Annotated in this window: 19 protein-coding genes; 14 read left to right on the forward strand and 5 right to left on the reverse strand. The window is 71.7% G+C overall.

The genetic code is table 11. The features are described 5' to 3' along the window. Window positions 1-10: 10 nt before the first annotated feature. The 5 genes from AB0I28_RS03215 to AB0I28_RS03235 are packed head-to-tail and all read left to right on the forward strand — an operon-like array spanning window position 11 to window position 4,878. Entirely contained in the window at window positions 11-1,060 is a 1,050-nt protein-coding gene (locus AB0I28_RS03215) for an ABC transporter ATP-binding protein (protein WP_357489041.1), read from the forward strand. Continuing rightward, window positions 1,057-2,037 carry an ABC transporter permease gene (locus tag AB0I28_RS03220; RefSeq protein ID WP_357489042.1) on the forward strand — a complete coding sequence of 327 codons (981 nt, stop codon included), beginning with the start codon at window positions 1,057-1,059 and terminating at the stop codon, window positions 2,035-2,037. Before AB0I28_RS03215 ends, AB0I28_RS03220 begins: the two co-directional genes overlap by 4 nt. A gap of 54 nt (window positions 2,038-2,091) precedes the next feature. After that, on the forward strand, window positions 2,092-3,048 hold the full coding sequence (locus AB0I28_RS03225; RefSeq protein WP_357489289.1) for an ABC transporter permease: 957 nt from the start codon (window positions 2,092-2,094) through the stop codon (window positions 3,046-3,048). Then, complete coding sequence (locus AB0I28_RS03230) at window positions 3,048-4,163, forward strand: ABC transporter ATP-binding protein (RefSeq protein WP_357489043.1); 1,116 nt, start codon at window positions 3,048-3,050, stop codon at window positions 4,161-4,163. The genes AB0I28_RS03225 and AB0I28_RS03230 overlap by 1 nt, the downstream gene beginning before the upstream one ends. Before the next feature lie 52 nt (window positions 4,164-4,215). Beyond that, window positions 4,216-4,878, forward strand: a complete 663-nt coding sequence (locus AB0I28_RS03235; RefSeq protein WP_357489044.1) for a TetR/AcrR family transcriptional regulator — start codon at window positions 4,216-4,218, stop codon at window positions 4,876-4,878. Between the two features lie 3 nt (window positions 4,879-4,881). Here AB0I28_RS03235 and AB0I28_RS03240 read toward each other — a convergent pair whose 3' ends face one another. Continuing rightward, window positions 4,882-6,072 carry a serpin family protein gene (locus AB0I28_RS03240; protein ID WP_357489045.1) on the reverse strand — a complete coding sequence of 397 codons (1,191 nt, stop codon included), beginning with the start codon at window positions 6,070-6,072 and terminating at the stop codon, window positions 4,882-4,884. 9 nt (window positions 6,073-6,081) lie between these two features. Continuing rightward, a complete protein-coding gene (locus AB0I28_RS03245; RefSeq protein WP_357489046.1) occupies window positions 6,082-6,819 on the reverse strand; it encodes an alpha/beta fold hydrolase in 738 nt (245 codons plus the stop codon). A gap of 79 nt (window positions 6,820-6,898) precedes the next feature. Here AB0I28_RS03245 and AB0I28_RS03250 point away from each other — a divergent pair, with 79 nt between their 5' ends. The 7 genes from AB0I28_RS03250 (at window position 6,899) to AB0I28_RS03280 (ending at window position 13,721) form a co-directional block, all read left to right on the forward strand. After that, window positions 6,899-7,861 (forward strand): YafY family protein, encoded by a 963-nt coding sequence (locus AB0I28_RS03250; protein ID WP_357489047.1) that lies wholly within the window; start codon window positions 6,899-6,901, stop codon window positions 7,859-7,861. Window positions 7,862-8,302: 441 nt separating this feature from the next. Then, a complete protein-coding gene (egtB, locus tag AB0I28_RS03255; RefSeq protein WP_357489048.1) occupies window positions 8,303-9,601 on the forward strand; it encodes an ergothioneine biosynthesis protein EgtB in 1,299 nt (432 codons plus the stop codon). Further along, window positions 9,601-10,338, forward strand: coding sequence for an ergothioneine biosynthesis protein EgtC (gene egtC, locus AB0I28_RS03260; protein WP_357489049.1), 738 nt, complete (start codon window positions 9,601-9,603; stop codon window positions 10,336-10,338). Before egtB ends, egtC begins: the two co-directional genes overlap by 1 nt. Further along, entirely contained in the window at window positions 10,335-11,309 is a 975-nt protein-coding gene (gene egtD, locus AB0I28_RS03265) for an L-histidine N(alpha)-methyltransferase (RefSeq protein WP_357489050.1), read from the forward strand. Before egtC ends, egtD begins: the two co-directional genes overlap by 4 nt. A 176-nt stretch (window positions 11,310-11,485) precedes the next feature. Next, on the forward strand, window positions 11,486-12,055 hold the full coding sequence (locus AB0I28_RS03270) for an RDD family protein (RefSeq protein WP_357489051.1): 570 nt from the start codon (window positions 11,486-11,488) through the stop codon (window positions 12,053-12,055). After that, a complete protein-coding gene (locus AB0I28_RS03275) occupies window positions 12,052-12,759 on the forward strand; it encodes an RDD family protein (RefSeq protein ID WP_357489052.1) in 708 nt (235 codons plus the stop codon). Before AB0I28_RS03270 ends, AB0I28_RS03275 begins: the two co-directional genes overlap by 4 nt. A gap of 362 nt (window positions 12,760-13,121) precedes the next feature. Next, complete coding sequence (locus AB0I28_RS03280) at window positions 13,122-13,721, forward strand: RDD family protein (RefSeq protein WP_357489053.1); 600 nt, start codon at window positions 13,122-13,124, stop codon at window positions 13,719-13,721. On the opposite strand, the gene AB0I28_RS03285 is transcribed toward AB0I28_RS03280, so the two are convergent. Genes AB0I28_RS03285 through AB0I28_RS03295 form a run of 3 tightly spaced genes read right to left on the reverse strand, consistent with a single transcriptional unit; the run spans window position 13,711 to window position 15,948 of the window. Beyond that, window positions 13,711-14,088: an MmcQ/YjbR family DNA-binding protein gene (locus AB0I28_RS03285; protein WP_357489054.1), complete on the reverse strand. Its 378-nt coding sequence runs from the start codon at window positions 14,086-14,088 to the stop codon at window positions 13,711-13,713. The two genes, AB0I28_RS03280 and AB0I28_RS03285, sit on opposite strands and share 11 nt — an antisense overlap. Window positions 14,089-14,143: 55 nt before the next feature. Further along, window positions 14,144-14,764 (reverse strand): response regulator transcription factor, encoded by a 621-nt coding sequence (locus AB0I28_RS03290; RefSeq protein ID WP_357489055.1) that lies wholly within the window; start codon window positions 14,762-14,764, stop codon window positions 14,144-14,146. Then, window positions 14,761-15,948, reverse strand: a complete 1,188-nt coding sequence (locus AB0I28_RS03295; RefSeq protein ID WP_357489056.1) for a sensor histidine kinase — start codon at window positions 15,946-15,948, stop codon at window positions 14,761-14,763. The genes AB0I28_RS03290 and AB0I28_RS03295 overlap by 4 nt, the downstream gene beginning before the upstream one ends. A gap of 111 nt (window positions 15,949-16,059) precedes the next feature. Between AB0I28_RS03295 and AB0I28_RS03300 the strand changes: the two genes are divergently transcribed. Both AB0I28_RS03300 and AB0I28_RS03305 read left to right on the forward strand, forming a co-directional pair. Further along, window positions 16,060-17,109 carry an ABC transporter permease gene (locus AB0I28_RS03300; protein WP_357489057.1) on the forward strand — a complete coding sequence of 350 codons (1,050 nt, stop codon included), beginning with the start codon at window positions 16,060-16,062 and terminating at the stop codon, window positions 17,107-17,109. After that, window positions 17,106-17,795: an ABC transporter ATP-binding protein gene (locus AB0I28_RS03305; RefSeq protein ID WP_357489058.1), complete on the forward strand. Its 690-nt coding sequence runs from the start codon at window positions 17,106-17,108 to the stop codon at window positions 17,793-17,795. The genes AB0I28_RS03300 and AB0I28_RS03305 overlap by 4 nt, the downstream gene beginning before the upstream one ends. Window positions 17,796-17,845: the final 50 nt, after the last annotated feature.

The following is a 17,845-nucleotide window of genomic DNA, read 5'->3' on the forward strand; positions in this document are numbered from 1 at the left end:
ACAGGTAGACATGGCTCAGCGAGAAGGTCCGGCGACCGAAGCCGCGACACCCCCCACCGATGACCCGATCATGCTCGAAGCCCGGGCACTGACCAAGCACTTCCCGGTCCGCGGTCTGCGCGGACGCGGACGCGCGGTTCGCGCCGTCGAGGCGGTCGACCTGACACTCCGGCGAGGCCATGTGGTCGCCCTCGTCGGCGAGTCCGGTTCGGGCAAGTCGACCGTCGCGCGACTGCTGGCGCAGCTCTACCCGGCGACGGCCGGAAAGATCCTCCTGCGGGGCGAGCCGATCAAGGTCCGCTTCGGACGCAGGTTCCGCGCCTACTGCCGCCAGGTCCAGATGATCTTCCAGGACCCCTTCGCCTCGCTCAACCCGATCCACACGGTCCGCTACGTGCTGACCCGGTCGCTGCGGATCCACCACAAGGGGCTGTCGAAGCAGGACCTCGAAGCGCGCCTGTCCGGCCTGTTGGAGCAGGTTCACCTGCGGCCGGCGGAGCGCTACCTGGAGAAGTTCCCGCACGAGCTCTCCGGCGGTCAGCGCCAGCGCGTGGCCATCGCCCGCGCCCTCGGGGCCCGCCCGGCGGTGCTGCTGGCCGACGAGCCGGTCTCCATGCTCGACGTGTCCATCCGCCTGGGCGTCCTCAACCTCCTCAAGGAACTCAAGGAGGAGCTCGACCTCGCCATCCTCTACATCACCCACGACATCGCCTCGGCGCGCTACTTCGCCGACCAGACCGTGGTCATGTACGCCGGGCAGGTCGTGGAGAGCGGCGACAGCGAGTCGGTCACCCAGAACCCCGCGCACCCGTACACGCAGCTGCTGGTCAGCTCCGCGCCCGACCCCGACAAGCTCGCCGGGGCCGACGAGCGCCCCGCCCGCGGTGAGCCGCCGAGCCTGATCAACCCGCCGTCGGGCTGCCGCTTCCACCCGCGCTGCCCCTTCGCGATGGAGCGCTGCAAGGTCGAGTCGCCGCCCGCGCTTCCCGCCGGTGACGGCCGGATCGCCGCGTGCTGGCTGTACGCCGAGGACGCCGAGAAGAGCGAGGTGGCCGCGTGACCTTCCTCCTGCGCCGCTTCGTGTTCTACATCGTGACCGCTTGGGCGGCGATCACCCTGAACTTCTTCATCCCGCGCATGCTCCCCGGCAACCCGGTCCAGTCGCTGATCAACCGCTACCAGGGCCAGCTGAGCACCGACGCCACCCAGGCCCTGTACGCCATGTTCGGTCTCGACAAGGAGACCACCGTCTGGCAGCAGTACCTCGACTACTGGGGGAACCTCTTCCAGGGCGACTTCGGGCTCTCGTTCACCTTCTTCCCGACCCCGGTCGGCGAGGTCATCGCCCAGAGCATCCCGTGGACGCTGATCCTGGTCGGGGTGTCGACCCTCATCAGCTTCGTACTCGGCACGCTCGCCGGCGTGTACATCGGCTGGCGGCGCGGTCGCTGGACCGACAGCCTCCTGCCGATCGGCAGCTTCTTCTCGGCCATCCCGTACTTCTGGCTCGGGCTGATCGCCATCGCCGTCTTCGCCGTCGCCTGGCCGGTCTTCCCCGCCTCCGGCGGCTACGACGGGGCGTTCGTACCGTCGTGGGACGCCGACTTCGTCTGGTCGGCCGTCTACCACGGGCTCCTGCCCGCCATCACCATCATCGTCAGCTCGATCGCCGGCTGGATGCTCGGCATGCGCAACATGACCGTCACCGTCTCCTCCGAGGACTACGTGACCGTCGCGCACGCCAAGGGACTCAAGGAACGGACGGTGATGTTCGGCTACGCCGCCCGCAACGCGATCCTGCCCAACATCTCCGGTTTCGCGCTGTCGCTCGGATTCATCGTCGGCGGCACGCTCGTCACGGAGATCGTGTTCTCCTACCCCGGCATCGGCTACATCCTCTACCAGGGCGTGAGCTCGAAGGACTACCCGCTCATGCAGGGCGTCTTCCTGATCATCACGATGTCGGTGCTGGTCGCCAACATGTTCGCCGACCTCGCCTACGCGCTCCTCGACCCGCGTACCCGACAGGAGGGCTGAGCCGTGACAACCACCCCAACCGTTGACCTGCCGGTCGAGACCGGCGAGCACGGGATCGTCCCCAAGAAGGGCCGCGGCGGCCGCGGCGCCTGGATGATCTTCCGCAACCGCAAGGCCACCGTCGGCCTGTGCATCCTCGGATTCTTCGTCGTACTCGCCGCCATCGGCGAGTACATCGCCCCCTACGACCCGAACAAGATCTCCAAGTCGCTGATGGAGGGGCCGACCGCCGCGCACTGGCTCGGCACGACCAACACCGGCCAGGACATCATGTCGCAGCTGATCGTCGGCACTCGCGGCGTCCTCGTGGTCGGCCTGCTGGCCGCCGCGGTCGCCACGGCCATCTCGGTCCTGATCGGCGTCACGGCGGGCTTCGTCGGCGGTATCGGCGACGAGTTCCTGTCCCTGCTGGCCAACGTGTTCCTGGTGATCCCGGCCCTGCCGCTCATCATCATCATCGCCAGCCAGCTCCCCGAGGCGGGCGGCACCACCGTCGCGCTGGTCATCGCCTTCACCGGCTGGGCCTGGGGGTCGCGGATCCTGCGGGCGCAGACACTGTCCCTGCGGCGCCGTGACTTCGTCGAGGCCGCGCGCGCCAACGGCGAGTCGCTGTGGCGGATCGTGTGCTTCGAGATCCTTCCCAACCTCACCGCGATCATCGCCTCGGGCTTCATCGGCACCGTCATCTTCGCCGTACTGTCCCAGATCACCCTCGCCTTCATCGGCGTGACGAGCGTGTCCACCTGGAACTGGGGCACGATCCTGTTCTGGGCCCAGAGCAACCAGGCCCTGGCGCAGGGCGCGTGGTGGTGGTTCGTGCCGGCCGGCCTGTGCATCGCCGCCCTCGGCACGGCGCTGACCCTCATCAACTTCGGCATCGACGAGTTCGTCAACCCGCGCCTGCGGACCACCGGCGGCACTGCCAAGGCGCTGCGCTCCAAGCGCATCCAGGCGCGTGTCGGCTTCACCCCCGTCTACCGGGCCCCCGCCGAGAAGCGAGGAGAGGAATGATGTCGCGAGCAGCCAGCAAGGTGGACACGGCGGTGACCTCCACCGGGCACCGCGCCGCCGTCGGCGAACCGGTCTTGGAGATCAAGAACCTGTCGGTCGACTACGGCTACGACGACCACGCCGTGCACGCCCTGCGCGACGTCAGCCTGACCCTCGGGGTGGGCGAGGTTCTCGGCCTCGCCGGTGAGAGCGGCTGCGGCAAGTCGACCCTCGCCTACGCCGCGACCCGGCTGCTCCCGCCACCCGGCGTGATCACCGGCGGCGACGTGATCTTCCACAGCAGCCGCGACGACCGTCGCCTCGACCTGTTCCGGATGTCCGACGACCAGCTGCGCGCCTCCCGCTGGGACGACATGGCCATCGTCTTCCAGGGCGCGATGAACTCCCTCAACCCGGTCTACCGGGTCGGCAAGCAGCTCATCGACGTGATGGTCGCCCACCGTCCCGACCGTTCCCGCGCCGCCCACCGGGCCCGCGCGAAGGAGCTGCTGGAGATGGTCGGCATCTCGCCCGACCGGATCAACTCCTACCCGCACCAGCTGTCCGGCGGCATGCGGCAGCGCGTGATGATCGCTATGGCGCTGGCCCTCGAACCGCAGGTCGTCATCATGGACGAGCCGACGACGGCCCTCGACGTGGTCATGCAGCGCCAGATCGTCGAGCAGCTGGTGAAACTGCGCACCGATCTGGGCTTCTCGGTCATCTTCATCACGCACGACGTGTCGCTGCTGATCGAGCTCGCCGACCGGATCGCCATCATGTACGCCGGGCAGATCATCGAGGACGCCACCGCCGACGACCTCTACCGCCGGCCCCGCCACCCCTACACGCACGGGCTGCTCAACTCGTTCCCGCCGCTGCACGGCCCGCGCCGGGAGCTGTCGGGCATCCCCGGCTCGCCGCCGGACCTGACGGCGCTGCCCTCGGGCTGCCCGTTCCATCCGCGCTGCCCGCACGCGTTCGACCCCTGCGACACCAAGCGGCCCCGGCTACAGGGCACCGGTCTGCCGGGGGAGGGCCACCGCCAGGTGTCCTGCTTCCTCCACGACGGCTACGACGCCGCTGTTCCAGGCCATCTGGCGGTGCCGCCGAAGGTCGAGGAGAAGAGCCTGTGAGGGACCTTACTGACCTGTCAGTAAGTTGTCGGCGGGTCAGTAGTCTGTCGGCATGACAGACGTCGGCGAATCCGTGTCGAACCCACCCCCGATCGGTAAGGTCAGCATGCGGCAGAGACGCTCGGTCCAGCGGCGCCTGGACATTCTGCGGGCCGCCATGGGGATTTTCGGCCGGCGCGGGTACCAGCGCGGATCGCTCATCGAGATCGCCGAAGTGGTCGGGATAACCCACGCGGGCATCCTGCACCACTTCGGCTCCAAGGACGAGCTGCTCATCGAGGTGCTGCGCTACCGCGACCAGGCCGACTTCGAGGAACTCGACGTCGACCACCTTCCCGAAGGACTCGACCTCTTCGCCCACCTGGTCCGCACCGCCCGCCTCAACGCCACCCGCCCCGGGATCGTGCAGTCCTACGCGGTCCTGTCGGCCGAGTCGGTCACCGACGACCACCCCGCGCAGGAGTGGTTCCGCGCCCGCTTCGCCGGGTTGCGGGTGATACTGGCCGACGCGCTGCGCGACGTCTGCGCCGAGCACGTCGTGCCCGCCGAGGAGGACATCGGCGCCGCCGCCTCGGTGATCATCGGGCTCATGGACGGCCTGCAGATCCAGTGGCTGCTCGACCAGGAGGCCGTCGACCTCGCCTACACCACCGCCCTGGGCATCAACGCGGTCCTCGCGTCGCTGACCGGGGGAGCGGTGGCGAAGGTCGAGTGAGTCCTAACCGAAGCGCTTCGGTTCGCCGACCCACCCGGCGACGAGTGCCAGGCCCGTCGGCCGGTGCACCGCCACATAGCCGAAAGGCCGCGTGAAGGCCGCCGAGACCACCTTCCGCTCGCCATTGTCGGGCGGGAGGAACGCGCCGGCCATGCGCATGCCCACGGCGGTCACGGCGGCGGCCTCGAAGCCCTTGGCACTGAACACCGCCATCGCCGACTGCGCCGCGTCGCTGATCTCCAGGCGGTCGGCGCTGACGCCGGGGAAGTGGTCGCCGCGGGTTGCGGCGGTGGCGAGGCCGAAGACCTCGGCGTGGCGCAGCAGGTCGTGCGCAGCGTTGACGGCGAAACCCACCGTCGTCACGCGCAGCAGGGGAGCCGGGTCGGCCTCATGGGAGCGTTCGATGCTCACCGTGACGCCGGGGCCCGACTCGGCGGGCAGGGCACCTGTTCGCCCGTCGGCGGCCCGCACGGCGGTGGCGAGGACCTCGGCGGGGCCGGCGTCGGGCTCGCCGAGCGCCAGGTGCACGTCCACGTCCTCGCGACCGGCGACGGTCAGCAGCGTGACGCCCTCGGCCGACCTCAGCGCGGACAGGTCCGATGAGGTCCGGTTGAGGCCCAGCCAGGGCCGGTCGGTGCGCCACGGGCCTTCCTGCGGCATCAGCGGCGCGTCTTTGAACGGCTCGGCCCAATCGGTCCGCACGGCCAGGGCGGTGGCCAGCACGAGCATCGTCTCGGGGGTGAGTTCCACCGGCATCTCGCCGATGAGGCCGAGGGTGCGCTCCTCGGCCCACGTGTCCAGCGTGCGCTTGTCGGCGGCCAGATCCCCGCTCAGCGAACCGGACCACGCGTCGGGCAGCCGATCGGTCCATGTCGGGTCGAGCGTCACCAACGGCGAGGCCCAGAACCCGGTCGAGAAGCGCAGGGCCGCCGAGGCCGAGAGCGCCCGCGCGTAGCCGCCGACGGCGTCCATCGCCTCGGCCGGCTCGATCCCCGTCGCCTCCGCCAGTTCCTCGCGCGCCTTGCCCGCCGCACCCGCGGCGAGCGCGGCCATCAGCGGCCAGGCGCCCGCGCCGGACAGCACCGGCACGGGCTCACCGACGGCGCGAAGCCAGCGGAGCGTCAGGTCGTTGGCCTCGCGGACACCGGCCACGCGGGTGACCGCGTGGCCGGGTGGAGTCGATGCGGCATCCATGGCCCGAATCTAGCGGTCGGCGGCCAGCCGGTCGAGCACCTCGGCCAAGGCGGCCGGCTCCGACAGCATCGGCCAGTGGCCCGTGGCGAGGTCTCGCCGCAGCCAGGAGTCGTCGATCAGCGAGTTCAGCCACGGGTTTCCCGCGTCGAGCATCCCGCTGAAGTCGGCGCAGGCGACGAGGACCTTCCGCGGAGCCCCGGAAGGCGCACCGGGCAGGCTGAGCCGCTGCTCGTAGGTGCCGAAGGGGTGCGGGGTCGCCAGCTCGCCGAGGAGCTTCCAGTGCTCCGGCGTCAGCCCTTCCACCGAACCGTTCTCGGCGAGAGCCTCCTGGCCCGGGAACGGCAGACCCCAGCCGTTGCCCGCCGCGACGAGAGCGCGCAGCCCTTCGACCGCCTCGGGAGGCAGCAGGTCGAACATGCCCTGCCCGTCGCCCATCGGCGCGCTGTCGACGTAGACGATGTGCGACAGGCGCTCGCCGATGCGGTGGGCGACGGCACCGACGACGATGCCGGCGTAGCTGTGCCCGACGAGGATCACGTCGTGAAGGTCGCGGTCTTCGATGAATCCCGTGACGTCGCCGATGTGGGTCTCCAGGTCGACCTCGGTGCTTCCGAGCTCCGCCCGCTCGGCGAGCCCGGTCAGCGTCAGCGCGTGCACCTCGTGGCCGCGCGCCCGCAGCGCCTCGGCGGTCTCGCGCCACGCCCACGCGCCGAGCCAGGCACCGGGGACGAGAATGTAGGTCGACATCGCTTGCTCCTTCGTTTCGGCTGTACCCAGAGCTTAAGTCGAAATGCGGGCGGTATCCGCCCGCATTAAACTGTGAAGGGTGTCATACCCCAGCACCCGGATCCTGGCGCTGCTCGAACTTCTCCAGACCTATCCGGGCCTCACCGGCGCCGAACTCGCCGACCGCCTCGGGGTGGACCCGCGGACCCTGCGCCGCTACACCGAGCGGCTGATCGAGCTGGGCATCCCGGTCACCGCCACCCGCGGCAGGCACGGCGGCTACCGCCTCATGCCCGGCTACAAGCTGCCGCCGCTGATGTTCACCGACGCCGAGGCCGTCGCGGTCACCCTCGGGCTGCTCGCCGCCCGCCACATCGGGCTGTCCACCGTCGAGAGCGCCGCCGACCTCGCCCTGGCCAAGCTCCGCAGAGTCCTGCCCGACGCCGTCCGCGACCAGGCCGGAGCGCTGGAGGCGAGCCTCGGCTTCACCCTGCGCGCGACCGGCTCGGTCTCGGCCGCGCCCAGCACACCCGTCCTGCTCACCTTGAGCGAGGCCGTCGCCGCCCGCCGGCGAGTCGCCTTGACCTACACCTCCTGGAGGGGCGAGGACAGCCGGCGTGAACTCGACCCCTACGGCATCGTGTTCCACTCGGGCCGCTGGTACGTCACCGGCCACGACCATCGCAGCGGCGAGCGCCGCACCTTCCGCCTCGACCGGATCGCCACCGCGCGCCTCGGCGAGGCCGAATTCGACGCACCGGGCGATTTCGACCCGGTCGCGCAGATCATCGGCTCCCTGGCGGCCGTGCCGTACCGGTGGGAGTGCGAGGTCGTCCTGGAGACGACCCTCGACGAGGCGCGCGCGGCCCTGCCCCGGGCAATCGGTGAATTCTCCTCGACGGGCGCGGGAGTCCTTCTGCGCGTCCGCGCCGAAGACCTGGGCGGCATGGCCCGCATGCTGGCCGGTCTCGGCTGGGCCTTCACCGTCCGCCGGCCCGCCGAGCTGCGGGCGGCCGTTCGCGAACTCGCCGACCGCTTGTCCGGTTACGCCGGAACGGATTGAACCGGGTACGCCGACAGGGTCGTGCGAGTAGCACCGACACGGTACGGTCGACGGCACGGCACGAGGAGTGACGATGACCCGCTCGACCGCACGACGGCTCTGGGGTGCTCCGGACCCCGAGTGGTACGTGGCCCGGATCTGTTTCAAGACCGGACCCCCGTCGATCTCGCGCACCCAGACCCCGTCGGCCACCTCACCCACTCTCGCCGCCGACCAGGCGGCGCCGGACCGGGCGCGTCCAATCCGCCCGCACCGAATCCCACGCCGAAACGCCGGTGGAGACAGCCGCCGTTTCCGGCGAACCCCCTGTTCGAAGACCGCGGTGTTCCGCGGCGCCGTCGCGCGCCCGGACCGACGCGGCTCCTCGTGCTGCCCGGGGGCCGTGGGCGACAGGTCCCGGTCACGCGCCGCCCCTGCCCATCGCCAACCCGGAGGTGAGTCGTGACAACGGATCTGCGCGCCCGAACCGCACTCGAACTCCTGCGCGCACGCAGGCGCAGCATCGCCCTCACCGAGGCCGTCGACGACGGCGACCTCGTACGCCAGCACTCCCCGCTGATGTCGCCGCTGGTCTGGGACCTGGCGCACATCGGCAACCAGGAGGAGCTGTGGCTCGTCCGCGACGTCGGCGGCCGCGAGCCGGTTCGCGTCGACATCGACAAGTTCTACGACGCCTTCCGCCACGCCCGCGCCGACCGGCCCGCCCTCCCGCTGCTCGGGCCGGGAGAGGCCCGCTCCTATGTCGGCACGGTCCGCGACAAGGTCCTCGACATCCTCGACACCGTCCCGCTGGAGGGGCGGCGCCTGGTCCGCCAGGGCTTCGCCTTCGGGATGATCGTCCAGCACGAGCAGCAGCACGACGAGACGATGCTCGCCACCCACCAGCTCCGCGCCGGTGAACCGGTCCTCGCCGCGCCACCGCCACCGCCCGCCGCGGTCGACGTCTACGGCGAGGTGCTGATCCCCGGCGGCCCCTTCACCATGGGCACCTCGACCGAGCGCTGGGCGCTCGACAACGAACGGCCCGCGCACATCGTCGACGTCCCCGCCTTCTTCATCGATGCCGGCCCGGTCACCAACGCCCGCTACGCCGAGTTCGTCGACGACGGCGGCTACCTCGACCGGCGCTGGTGGAGCGAACGCGGCTGGCGCCACCGTGCCGAGAGCGACCTGCGCGGCCCGATGCACTGGCACGGCGACGGGACCCGAACCCATTTCGGACACCGCGGCCCGATCGAGCCCGACGCGCCCGTCGTCCACGTCTGCTTCCACGAAGCCGAGGCCTACGCGCGCTGGGCCGGCCGCCGCCTGCCCACCGAGGCCGAATGGGAGAAGGCAGCACGGCACGACCCCGTCGCCGGACGGTCGCGCCGCTACCCCTGGGGCGACGCCGATCCGGGCGAATGGCACGCCAACCTCGGCCAGCGCCACCTGCGTCCCGCGCCGGTCGGCGCCTACCCGGACGGTGCCTCCCCACTGGGCGTGCACCAGCTCATCGGAGACGTCTGGGAGTGGACCTCGACCGACTTCCACGGTTACCCGGGCTTCGTCTCCTTCCCTTACCGGGAGTACTCCGAGGTCTTCTTCGGCGGCGACTACAAGGTCTTGCGCGGCGGATCCTTCGGCACCGACGCCGCCGCCTGCCGCGGCACCTTCCGCAACTGGGACCTGCCCGTCCGCCGGCAGATCTTCAGCGGCTTCCGGCTCGCCCGCGACCCGCGACCCGGCGAGGCCGGCTGATGTGCCGGCACCTCGCCTATCTCGGGCCGCGCGTGCCCCTGTCGGCGCTGCTCATCGAGCCCGAGTTCTCGCTGCTCACCCAGAGCTGGGCGCCGCGCGACATGCGCGGCGGAGGCACGGTCAACGCCGACGGCTTCGGGATCGGCTGGTACGCGGGCGGTCGCGCCGTCCGCTACCGGCGCGACTGCCCGATGTGGACCGACTCCTCGCTGACCGCCCTGTCCCGGGCCACCGTCGCCGGTGCGCTGCTCGCCGCCGTGCGCTCGGGCACCGTCGGGATGCCGGTCGTGGAGACCGCCTGCGCGCCTTTCGGGGACGACACCTGGCTGTTCAGCCACAACGGCGTGGTCGCAGGCTGGCCCGACAGCCTCGCGGGGCCGGCCTCGCGACTTCCGCCGGTCGACCTGTTCACCGTCGACGCCCCCACCGACTCGGCGCTCCTGTGGGTCCTGCTGCGCCACAAACTGCGCGCCGGACGCGCGCCCGACCGGGCGCTGGCCGAACTGGTCGCCGAGGTCACCGAAGCCGCGCCCGGCTCCCGGCTCAACTTCCTGCTCACCGACGGCCGCGGCGTGTGGGCGACCACCGTCGGGCACTCGCTGTCGCTCAAGCACCGCGGAGGCGTCGTACTGCTCGCCTCCGAACCGCACGACCGCTGCACCGACTGGACACCGGTGCCCGACCTGCACCTGGTGTCCGCCGACATGTCCATGTACACAGTGGAGGCTCTCGCATGACCGCCGACGTACGCATCGACGTGCACCTGACCGTCGAAGACCTGGCCGAGCAGCTGCGCTCCGACGTCCATACGGGACTCTCGCAGCGGCCGCGCCGACTCCCCCCGAAATGGTTCTACGACGCGCGCGGAAGTGAACTCTTCGACCGCATCACCCGCCTTCCTGAGTACTACCCGACCCGAACCGAGCGCCGTATCCTCGCGGCGGGAGCCCAGGACGTCGCGGCCATCAGCGACGCCAAGACGCTGGTGGAACTCGGTTCGGGCTCCTCGGAGAAGACCCGCCTGCTCCTCGACGCGATGCGCGCCCACGGCACACTCGCGCGCTTCGTGCCCCTCGACGTCTCCGAAGCCGCTCTGCGCGAGGCCAGTGCCCAGATCGGCACGGCCTATCCCGGTCTTGAGGTGCACGGCCTCGTCGCCGACTTCACCCGCCACCTCGACCGGGTGCCCAACGGCGCGGGCCGTCTCTTCGCCTTCCTCGGCGGCACGATCGGCAACCTCGAACCCGAGGAGCGCGCCCGCTTCTTCGGCGAGCTGCGAGCGGTGCTGCACCCCGGTGAACGACTCCTCATCGGCGCCGACCTGGTCAAGGACCCCGGCACCCTGGTCGCCGCCTACGACGACGCCGCGGGCGTCACCGCGGAGTTCAACCGCAACGTCCTGCGCGTGCTCAACAACCGGCTCGGCGCCGACTTCGACCCCGGCTCCTTCGACCACGTGGCCCGCTGGGATCCCGACAACTCGTGGATCGAGATGCTGCTGCGCTCGACGCGTGCCCAGACCGTCACGATCCCCGAACTGGAGATGACCGTCGAGTTCGAGGACGGGGAGGAACTGCGCACCGAGATCTCGGCGAAGTTCACCGCCGAGCGCCTCGGCGCCGAACTCGCCGAGGCCGGCTTCACCCGCGAGCACCGCTGGACCGATCCGGCCGGCGCCTTCGCGCTGCTCCTCGCGGTGGCGGACTAGCCCGGCGCGCCGGCCGGCGGGAGCCCACCGGCCGGCGTCCGTCGCGAACGCACGCGAGGTGGGCGGCCCGGCCGAAAGCGCGCGCCATCACTCCACCGTGGACGGTGCGGTAATGTACGCCGATCCCGGCCATGCCCATGAGTGCGGGACCCGCCCACGTGCCCGAGGACCCTCCCATGGCAGAAGACCGCACCGCGTTCCATTCCCCCGTCGCCGACTTCACCGTTCCCATCGCCCACGACGTCCCATCACTGGCCGACCCCGGGCAGCGCTTCATCGCCCGCCTGATCGACAACGCCGTCGGGATCGGACTCTTCCTCGTCTTCCTCGTGCCCGGCTTCCTCATCGCCGACGGCACCGAGAAAGGCAGCCCCGCCCGCACGATGACGCTGATCGCCTCGGTCCTGCTCGCCGTTCTGTCGCCGTTGGTCTACGAGATCGTCCTGACGGCCCTGTGGGGTGCCACCTTCGGCAAGAGGGCGATGAACCTGCGCGTCGTCCGCGTCTCCGACGCCCGCCGCGCCGGCTGGACCGCCTCGACCTTCCGCGCGCTGATCAACGCCGTGTTCACCGCGATCCCGTGCGTGGGCTACCTCGATCCGCTGTGGTGCCTGTGGGACAAGCCCAACCGGCAGACCCTGCACGACAAGTCCGTGCGCACCATCGTCATCCGCGTCGACAACCCGCCCTACCGGGAGCCCGCGAGCCTCGACGGTCCGGCCGTGGTCGACTGGCGGCGGCCGTGACCGGGGACGGCCCGGTGGTGGGCTGGACACCGCCCGACCGCCCCGGCGACCTGCCGCCGTACTTTCCGCAACCGGGGCGAGGCGACTACCCGGCCCAGCACACCGTGCCGCCCGGCGCCTTCCCGCACCGCTACCTCGGCCACCCGCCGCCGCGTTCAGGCCCGGCGCTCGCCGAGATCTGGCAGCGGATTCTCGCCTACGTCATCGATCAGGCCGTCTTCAGCACCGTCGGCAGTGTCGTGCTGCTCCCCGTGTGGCTGCTCGGGTTCGCGAGCATCGGACTCCCGGCTCCGCGCCCGGGCGAGCGCCCGCGTCCCGGGGAGACCGTCCGCCCCGGCGAGCTCGCGGACTTCCCGGTGGAGTTCGTGGTCCTCTACGGCGTCTCGGTGGTCGTCATCCTGCTGCTCCTGCTGACCTACCAGTCGGTGTGCGTCGCGAAGTGGGGCGCCACGATCGGCAAGAAGGCCATGAAGCTGCGCGTCGTCCGCGCCGCCGACGGCGGCCGGGTCAGTTGGGGACAGGCGATCGGGCGGGCCGCCTCGACCGCCGGGCTCGCCCTCATTCCGTGCGCGGGCTGGCTCAACCAGGCCTGGTGCCTGTGGGACAGGCCCAACCGTCAGGCCCTCCACGACAAACTCGCGAGCACCGTCGTCGTGCGCGTCGACCACGCGCCGTTCGGTCCCCGTGCGGAGTTCACCGGCTGACACCGGCAGAAACTCCTCCGCGTCCCCTTTCTCTCGCGGGACCGGACTACCTTCGAGGACAGGGAAGGTAAACGCGCGTCGTCGGGGGACAGGCACTGTGACGCGCGGCCACGACGCTGACCGCACCGCGCCCTGCTCCGCGCGGAGATCCGGAACCGTCCTGCCGGCCGACGTCGCCGCATCCGGCGTGGCCCCGGGACGTTCGAGAACCCACGACGATCCCGCCCGCTCGTCGACGTGCCCACCTGCTCGCCCAACAGGAGTCCGACGTGAACACCGTCAATCCGGGCTGGACGCCGCCCGACCACCCTCGTCCGAGCCCCGCCCCGTCCCACCACGCCACAGCCCCTTGGGGGCCGGCCGTGAAGACGCCACCGGCTGCGCCCTACTACCTCGCCCACCTTCCCCACCCCAACGCGTTCCCGCCGGTGCGAGGAGGCGTCCCGCTCGCCGACGTCGGACAGCGGATCGCGGCCTTCATCATCGACCAGCTCGTCCTCGGCCCGGTGTTCTTCGTCCTCTGGCTCCCGGTCCAGGGGATCATCGGCGCCCGCTTCGGTATGGAGTACACCCAGGCCGGGGATCCGGTCCGGGCCACCGACCCGCAGGCGCAGGCCGCCGTCCTCGGGATCTACACCGTGATGCTCCTGACCCTGATGATCCTGACCGCCGTCTACCAGACGGTGTGTGTGGCGCAGTGGGGTGCCACGGTGGGCAAGAAGGCCATGAAGCTGCGCGTGATCCGCGCCGCCGACGGCGGCGCGGTCGGCTGGTCGCAGGCCACGGGCCGGGCCTCGATGGCCTTCGCCTTCGGGATGTTCCCCTGCCTGGGTTACCTCGACGGAGGCTGGGCGATGTGGGACAGACCGAACCGGCAGGCCCTTCACGACAAGGCGGCGGGCACGATCGTGGTGCGGACCGACCACGTCTACTACGGCGCGCGAGCGGTCTTCAGGGGCTGAGCGGTCCCGCGTCGAGCTCGGCGAGGAGGCGTTTGGGCGCCACGCACCGAAACGCCTCCTTCACGATCTCGCCGACCTCCTGCCAGTCGACACCCTCGACGTCGAGGTACACGCCGAGCCAGCCGCGGTGCCCGACGTAGGGCGGCACGTAGAACCGCACCGGATCGCCCGCGACCAGGGCCGCGGCCTCACCGGGAGGCGCGGCGCACCAGAAGCCGAGCCGGTCGTCGTGGTGGTTGTCCGAGGTGGTCACGAACAGCTTCTTGTCGCGCACGAACCAGCTCGGCTCGCCGTGGCTGAGCCGCTCGGTCACCTCGGGCAGGGCCAGGCACAGCACGCGCAACCGCGCGACCGCTTCGGTTTCCATGCCGACATTGTCGCCCCGAACACCGACACGAATGCCTTGTACGCGCGATTGACGGTCAGCGGATGAGGCCCCGCCTGCGCGCCTCGGCCGCGGCCGCGGTCCGGCTGTCCACCCCGAGCTTGGTGTAGACCTGCACGAGATGCGACTTCACCGTCGCCTCGGTGATGAACAGTTCGCGTGCGATGGCCCGGTTGCCCCGGCCCTCGGCGACCATCTGGAGCACCTCGGTCTCCCGGGGCGTCAGGTTCCCGGCCGGTCTGCCGACCCGCGACACCAGCCGCGTCGCGACCGAGGGCGCCAGGACGGTCTCGCCGCGCGCGGCGGTGCGGATCGCGGCGCGCAGGTCGGCGGGTTCGGCGTCCTTGAGGAGGTACCCGGTCGCGCCGGCCTCGATGGCGCGCAGAATGTCGGCCTCGCTGTCATACGTGGTGAGGATAAGGACACGCGGCGGCCGGGGGAGCGCTCGCAGACGCCTGGTGGCCTCGGCGCCGTCGATGCCGGTCCCCAGCTGGAGGTCCATCAGCACGACGTCCGGTCCGGTCTCGGTGGCGATGTCCACCGCGGCCTCACCGGTGCCGGCGTCGCCGACGACCTCGATCCCGTCGTCGGCGTCGAAGGCCGCGCGCAGCCCGCCCCGCACGACGGGGTGGTCGTCGACGATGAGGACGGTGATCACGGGCCCTCCCACGGCACGGTGGCGTTGACGGCCGTGCCGGCGCCCGGTTCCGACTCCACGTGCAGGCGTCCGCCGACCTCGGCGAGGCGGTCGCGCATCGCGCCCAGCCCCATGCCCGTGCCGGTCGCCGGGTCCGGGGAGGGGCGGGCGGCATCGAAGCCCTTCCCGTCGTCGACTACGTCGACGGCCACCGCAGTGGGCTGGAAGGTCAGGGTCACCGCGACGCGCGTGGCATCGGCGTGTGCCCGGACATTGGCGACGGCCCCCTGCACCGTGCGCAGCAGCGCCACCGCCACGGGAGTCGGCAGCAGGCCGGGCTCACCGTCGACGACGAGACTCGCGTCGAGGCCGAGGGCGCTCGTCTCGGCGACCAGTCTTCGCAGCGCGTCGGGCAGCGAACCGCCGTCGAGTTCGGCCGGAGCGAGCGCGCGCACCAGCCGCCGGGTGTCTTCGAGCGCGTCCCCCGCAGCGGTCAGGGCCGCGTCGACCTGCCTGCGCGCGGGTTCGGGCGCGTCCCGGTAGGCATCGCGGGCCGACCGCAGCACCAGGACGATGCTCGCCAGGCTCTGCGCGACGGTGTCGTGGATCTCGCGGGCCAGGCGCTCGCGCTCGGCCAGGGTCCCGGCCCTGCGTTCGCTGACGGCGAGCCGGTCCCGGGCCGCGGTGAGCTCGGCGAGGAGCCGGTCGCGGGTCTCGTTCTGTCGCCGCAGGTCCCGGTAGACGACGGTGATGACCACCGCGACGGCCGCGCCGATCACCGGTCCGAGGGCGGCGGCGACGCCGAACCCGCCACGGCCGACGGCGACGAGCAGAATCGCCGCGGCCGTCAGCGCCACCACGCACCACAGCGCGTACCGCATCGGCAGCATCTGGAGGCACAGCAGGAACAGCGGGAAGACGACCCAGACGAAGTCGGCCGAGAGCAGTGACAGGCCGGCCCAGCCCGCAGCCAGGCCGAGCAGCCACCACGCCGCCAGCCTCCGGTCGGACGAGCGCCGCGACACCGCCGCCCCGGCGACGTACCAGGCGGCCACCGCCGCCGCGCCGAGCAGGACCGGAAGGGCCGGGCGCCCCTCGGCGACCGACCGCACCGCGCCGACCAGCAGGAGCGCGGCGAAGAGCACGTGCTGAGCCCGCCTCAGAAGCGCGAAGGCCACCGGCCGCGCCGTAGTCGCACTGGTCATGACCAGTCGACCCTAACCGCGCTTCGGGCCGCCGGCCTCCAACTTTCGACGGGTACCGGATCCAGCACCGCCACCGATGCGAGCGGGACGTTTCCGGCGAAGGCTTGGGTGGTGTTCATCGCCTGGAGAGACCTCCGCTTCGCCAAGGGCCGCTTCGCGCTGCTCGGCGGCGTCATCGCGCTCATGACGCTCATGGTCGTGCTGCTGACCGGACTGACCGCGGGGCTCGGCGCGGCGAGCGTCTCGGCGGTCACCGCCCTGCCCGCCGACCACCTCGCCTTCCAGCGCCCGGCCGAGGGGCAGGACATCGCCTTCGCCACCAGCGCGCTGCCCGCCACGGCCGTCGCCGAACTCGCCGGCCGGCCGGGCGTGGAGTCCGCGCACGGACTGGGCGTCTCCACCGGCCGGCTCGACATCGGCGGAGGCACCGCCGCCGTCACACTCATCGGCACCGACCCCTCGCTGTACCCCGAACGGGAGGACGGCACCTCGCCCGGCCCGGGCGAGGCCGCGGTCACCGCCGACCTCGCCGAGGCGCACGACCTCGCGCCCGGCGCGAGGCTCTCACTCGGCGGCCGGAACATCACCGTCACCGAGATCGTCGCCGAGACCTCCTTCAACCACCTTCCCGTCGTCTACCTGCCCCTGCCGACCTGGCAGGAGACCACCCGCACCGACGGCGTCACCGCGGTCGCCCTGACCGGCGACCCCGGCTCGACCCCGCAGACGCTCACCGTCACCCGCGAGGACGCCTACGCCGCCGTCGGCGGCTACTCCTCCGAACAGGGCTCGCTCACCCTCATGCGCGGCCTCCTCCTCGGCGTGTCGGTGCTGATCGTCGGCGCCTTCTTCACCGTGTGGACGATGCAGCGCTCGCAGGACCTCGCCGTCGTCCGCGCCATCGGCGGCAGTCGCGGCTACCTACTGCGCGACGCCCTCGGCCAGGCCCTCGCGGTCCTCGTCATCGGCTCGGCCACCGGTGGCGCTGCGGCCGCAGGACTCGGCGCGCTCGCCTCGCGAGCCGTGCCCTTCGTCCTCGACGCGCAGACCGTCGGCGTCCCGGTCGCGGCGATGGTCGCCGTCGGCCTCCTCGGCGCCGCCGCGTGCGTCCGCCGCACCACCACCGTCGATCCCCTCACCGCGCTCGGAGCAGCCCGATGACCCTGACCATGACCGGCGTCCGCCTCACCTACCCGGACGGAGACCGCCGCCTCACAGCCCTCGACGACGTCGACATGACCGTCGGGCCCGGTGAACTGGTGGCCGTCACCGGCCCCTCCGGGTCGGGCAAGTCGAGCCTCCTCGCGGTCGCCGGCACCCTCGTCACGGCAGAGGCGGGAACCGTCACCGTCGACGGCGTCGACGTGTCGTCCCTCGGCCAGAAGGGCCGTGACCGGCTCCGCCGTGAACGCGTCGGCTTCGTCTTCCAGCAGGCGAACCTGCTGGCCTCCCTCACCGCGCTCGACCAGCTGCTCCTCGTCGCGCACGTCACCGGCGCGAACCGGGAGACCGCGCGGACACGCGCGTGCGAGCTCCTCGACTATGTGGGCCTGTCGGCCAAGAGCGGCAAACGCCCGCACGAACTCTCCGGCGGAGAGCGGCAGCGGATCGCCGTCGCACGCGCCCTCATGGGCAGCCCGGCCGTCCTCCTCGTCGACGAACCGACCTCGGCCCTCGACGCCGAACGCGGCCACGCCGTCGTGGCCCTCCTGCGCGACATCACCCGCGAACGGCGCACCGCCACGGTCCTCGTCACCCACGACCTGCGCCACCTCGACCTCGCCGACCGGGCCCTGGCCATGCGCGACGGCAGGCTCGAACAGTTCGCGGCGACCACTGCCCGCTAACCCGTCGCCGCCGAGCCGACCCGGGGGATAGCCTTCGCAAGCGAACCCGG

It is taken from the genome of Phytomonospora sp. NPDC050363 (assembly GCF_040655735.1).
Classification (GTDB): Bacteria; Actinomycetota; Actinomycetes; order Mycobacteriales; family Micromonosporaceae; genus Phytomonospora.

Bases quoted from the DNA above. Each gene is read 5' to 3' on its own strand.
- AB0I28_RS03215 (WP_357489041.1), top strand. From the start codon at position 11: ATGGCTCAGCGAGAAGGTCCGGCGACCGAAGCCGCGACACCCCCCACC.
- egtD (WP_357489050.1), top strand. From the start codon at position 10,335: ATGACCGCCGACGTACGCATCGACGTGCACCTGACCGTCGAAGACCTG.
- egtC (WP_357489049.1), top strand. From the start codon at position 9,601: ATGTGCCGGCACCTCGCCTATCTCGGGCCGCGCGTGCCCCTGTCGGCG.
- AB0I28_RS03270 (WP_357489051.1), top strand. From the start codon at position 11,486: ATGGCAGAAGACCGCACCGCGTTCCATTCCCCCGTCGCCGACTTCACC.
- AB0I28_RS03235 (WP_357489044.1), top strand. From the start codon at position 4,216: ATGACAGACGTCGGCGAATCCGTGTCGAACCCACCCCCGATCGGTAAG.
- AB0I28_RS03230 (WP_357489043.1), top strand. From the start codon at position 3,048: ATGTCGCGAGCAGCCAGCAAGGTGGACACGGCGGTGACCTCCACCGGG.
- AB0I28_RS03305 (WP_357489058.1), top strand. From the start codon at position 17,106: ATGACCCTGACCATGACCGGCGTCCGCCTCACCTACCCGGACGGAGAC.
- AB0I28_RS03240 (WP_357489045.1), bottom strand. From the start codon at position 6,072: ATGGATGCCGCATCGACTCCACCCGGCCACGCGGTCACCCGCGTGGCC.
- AB0I28_RS03245 (WP_357489046.1), bottom strand. From the start codon at position 6,819: ATGTCGACCTACATTCTCGTCCCCGGTGCCTGGCTCGGCGCGTGGGCG.
- AB0I28_RS03295 (WP_357489056.1), bottom strand. From the start codon at position 15,948: ATGACCAGTGCGACTACGGCGCGGCCGGTGGCCTTCGCGCTTCTGAGG.
- AB0I28_RS03285 (WP_357489054.1), bottom strand. From the start codon at position 14,088: ATGGAAACCGAAGCGGTCGCGCGGTTGCGCGTGCTGTGCCTGGCCCTG.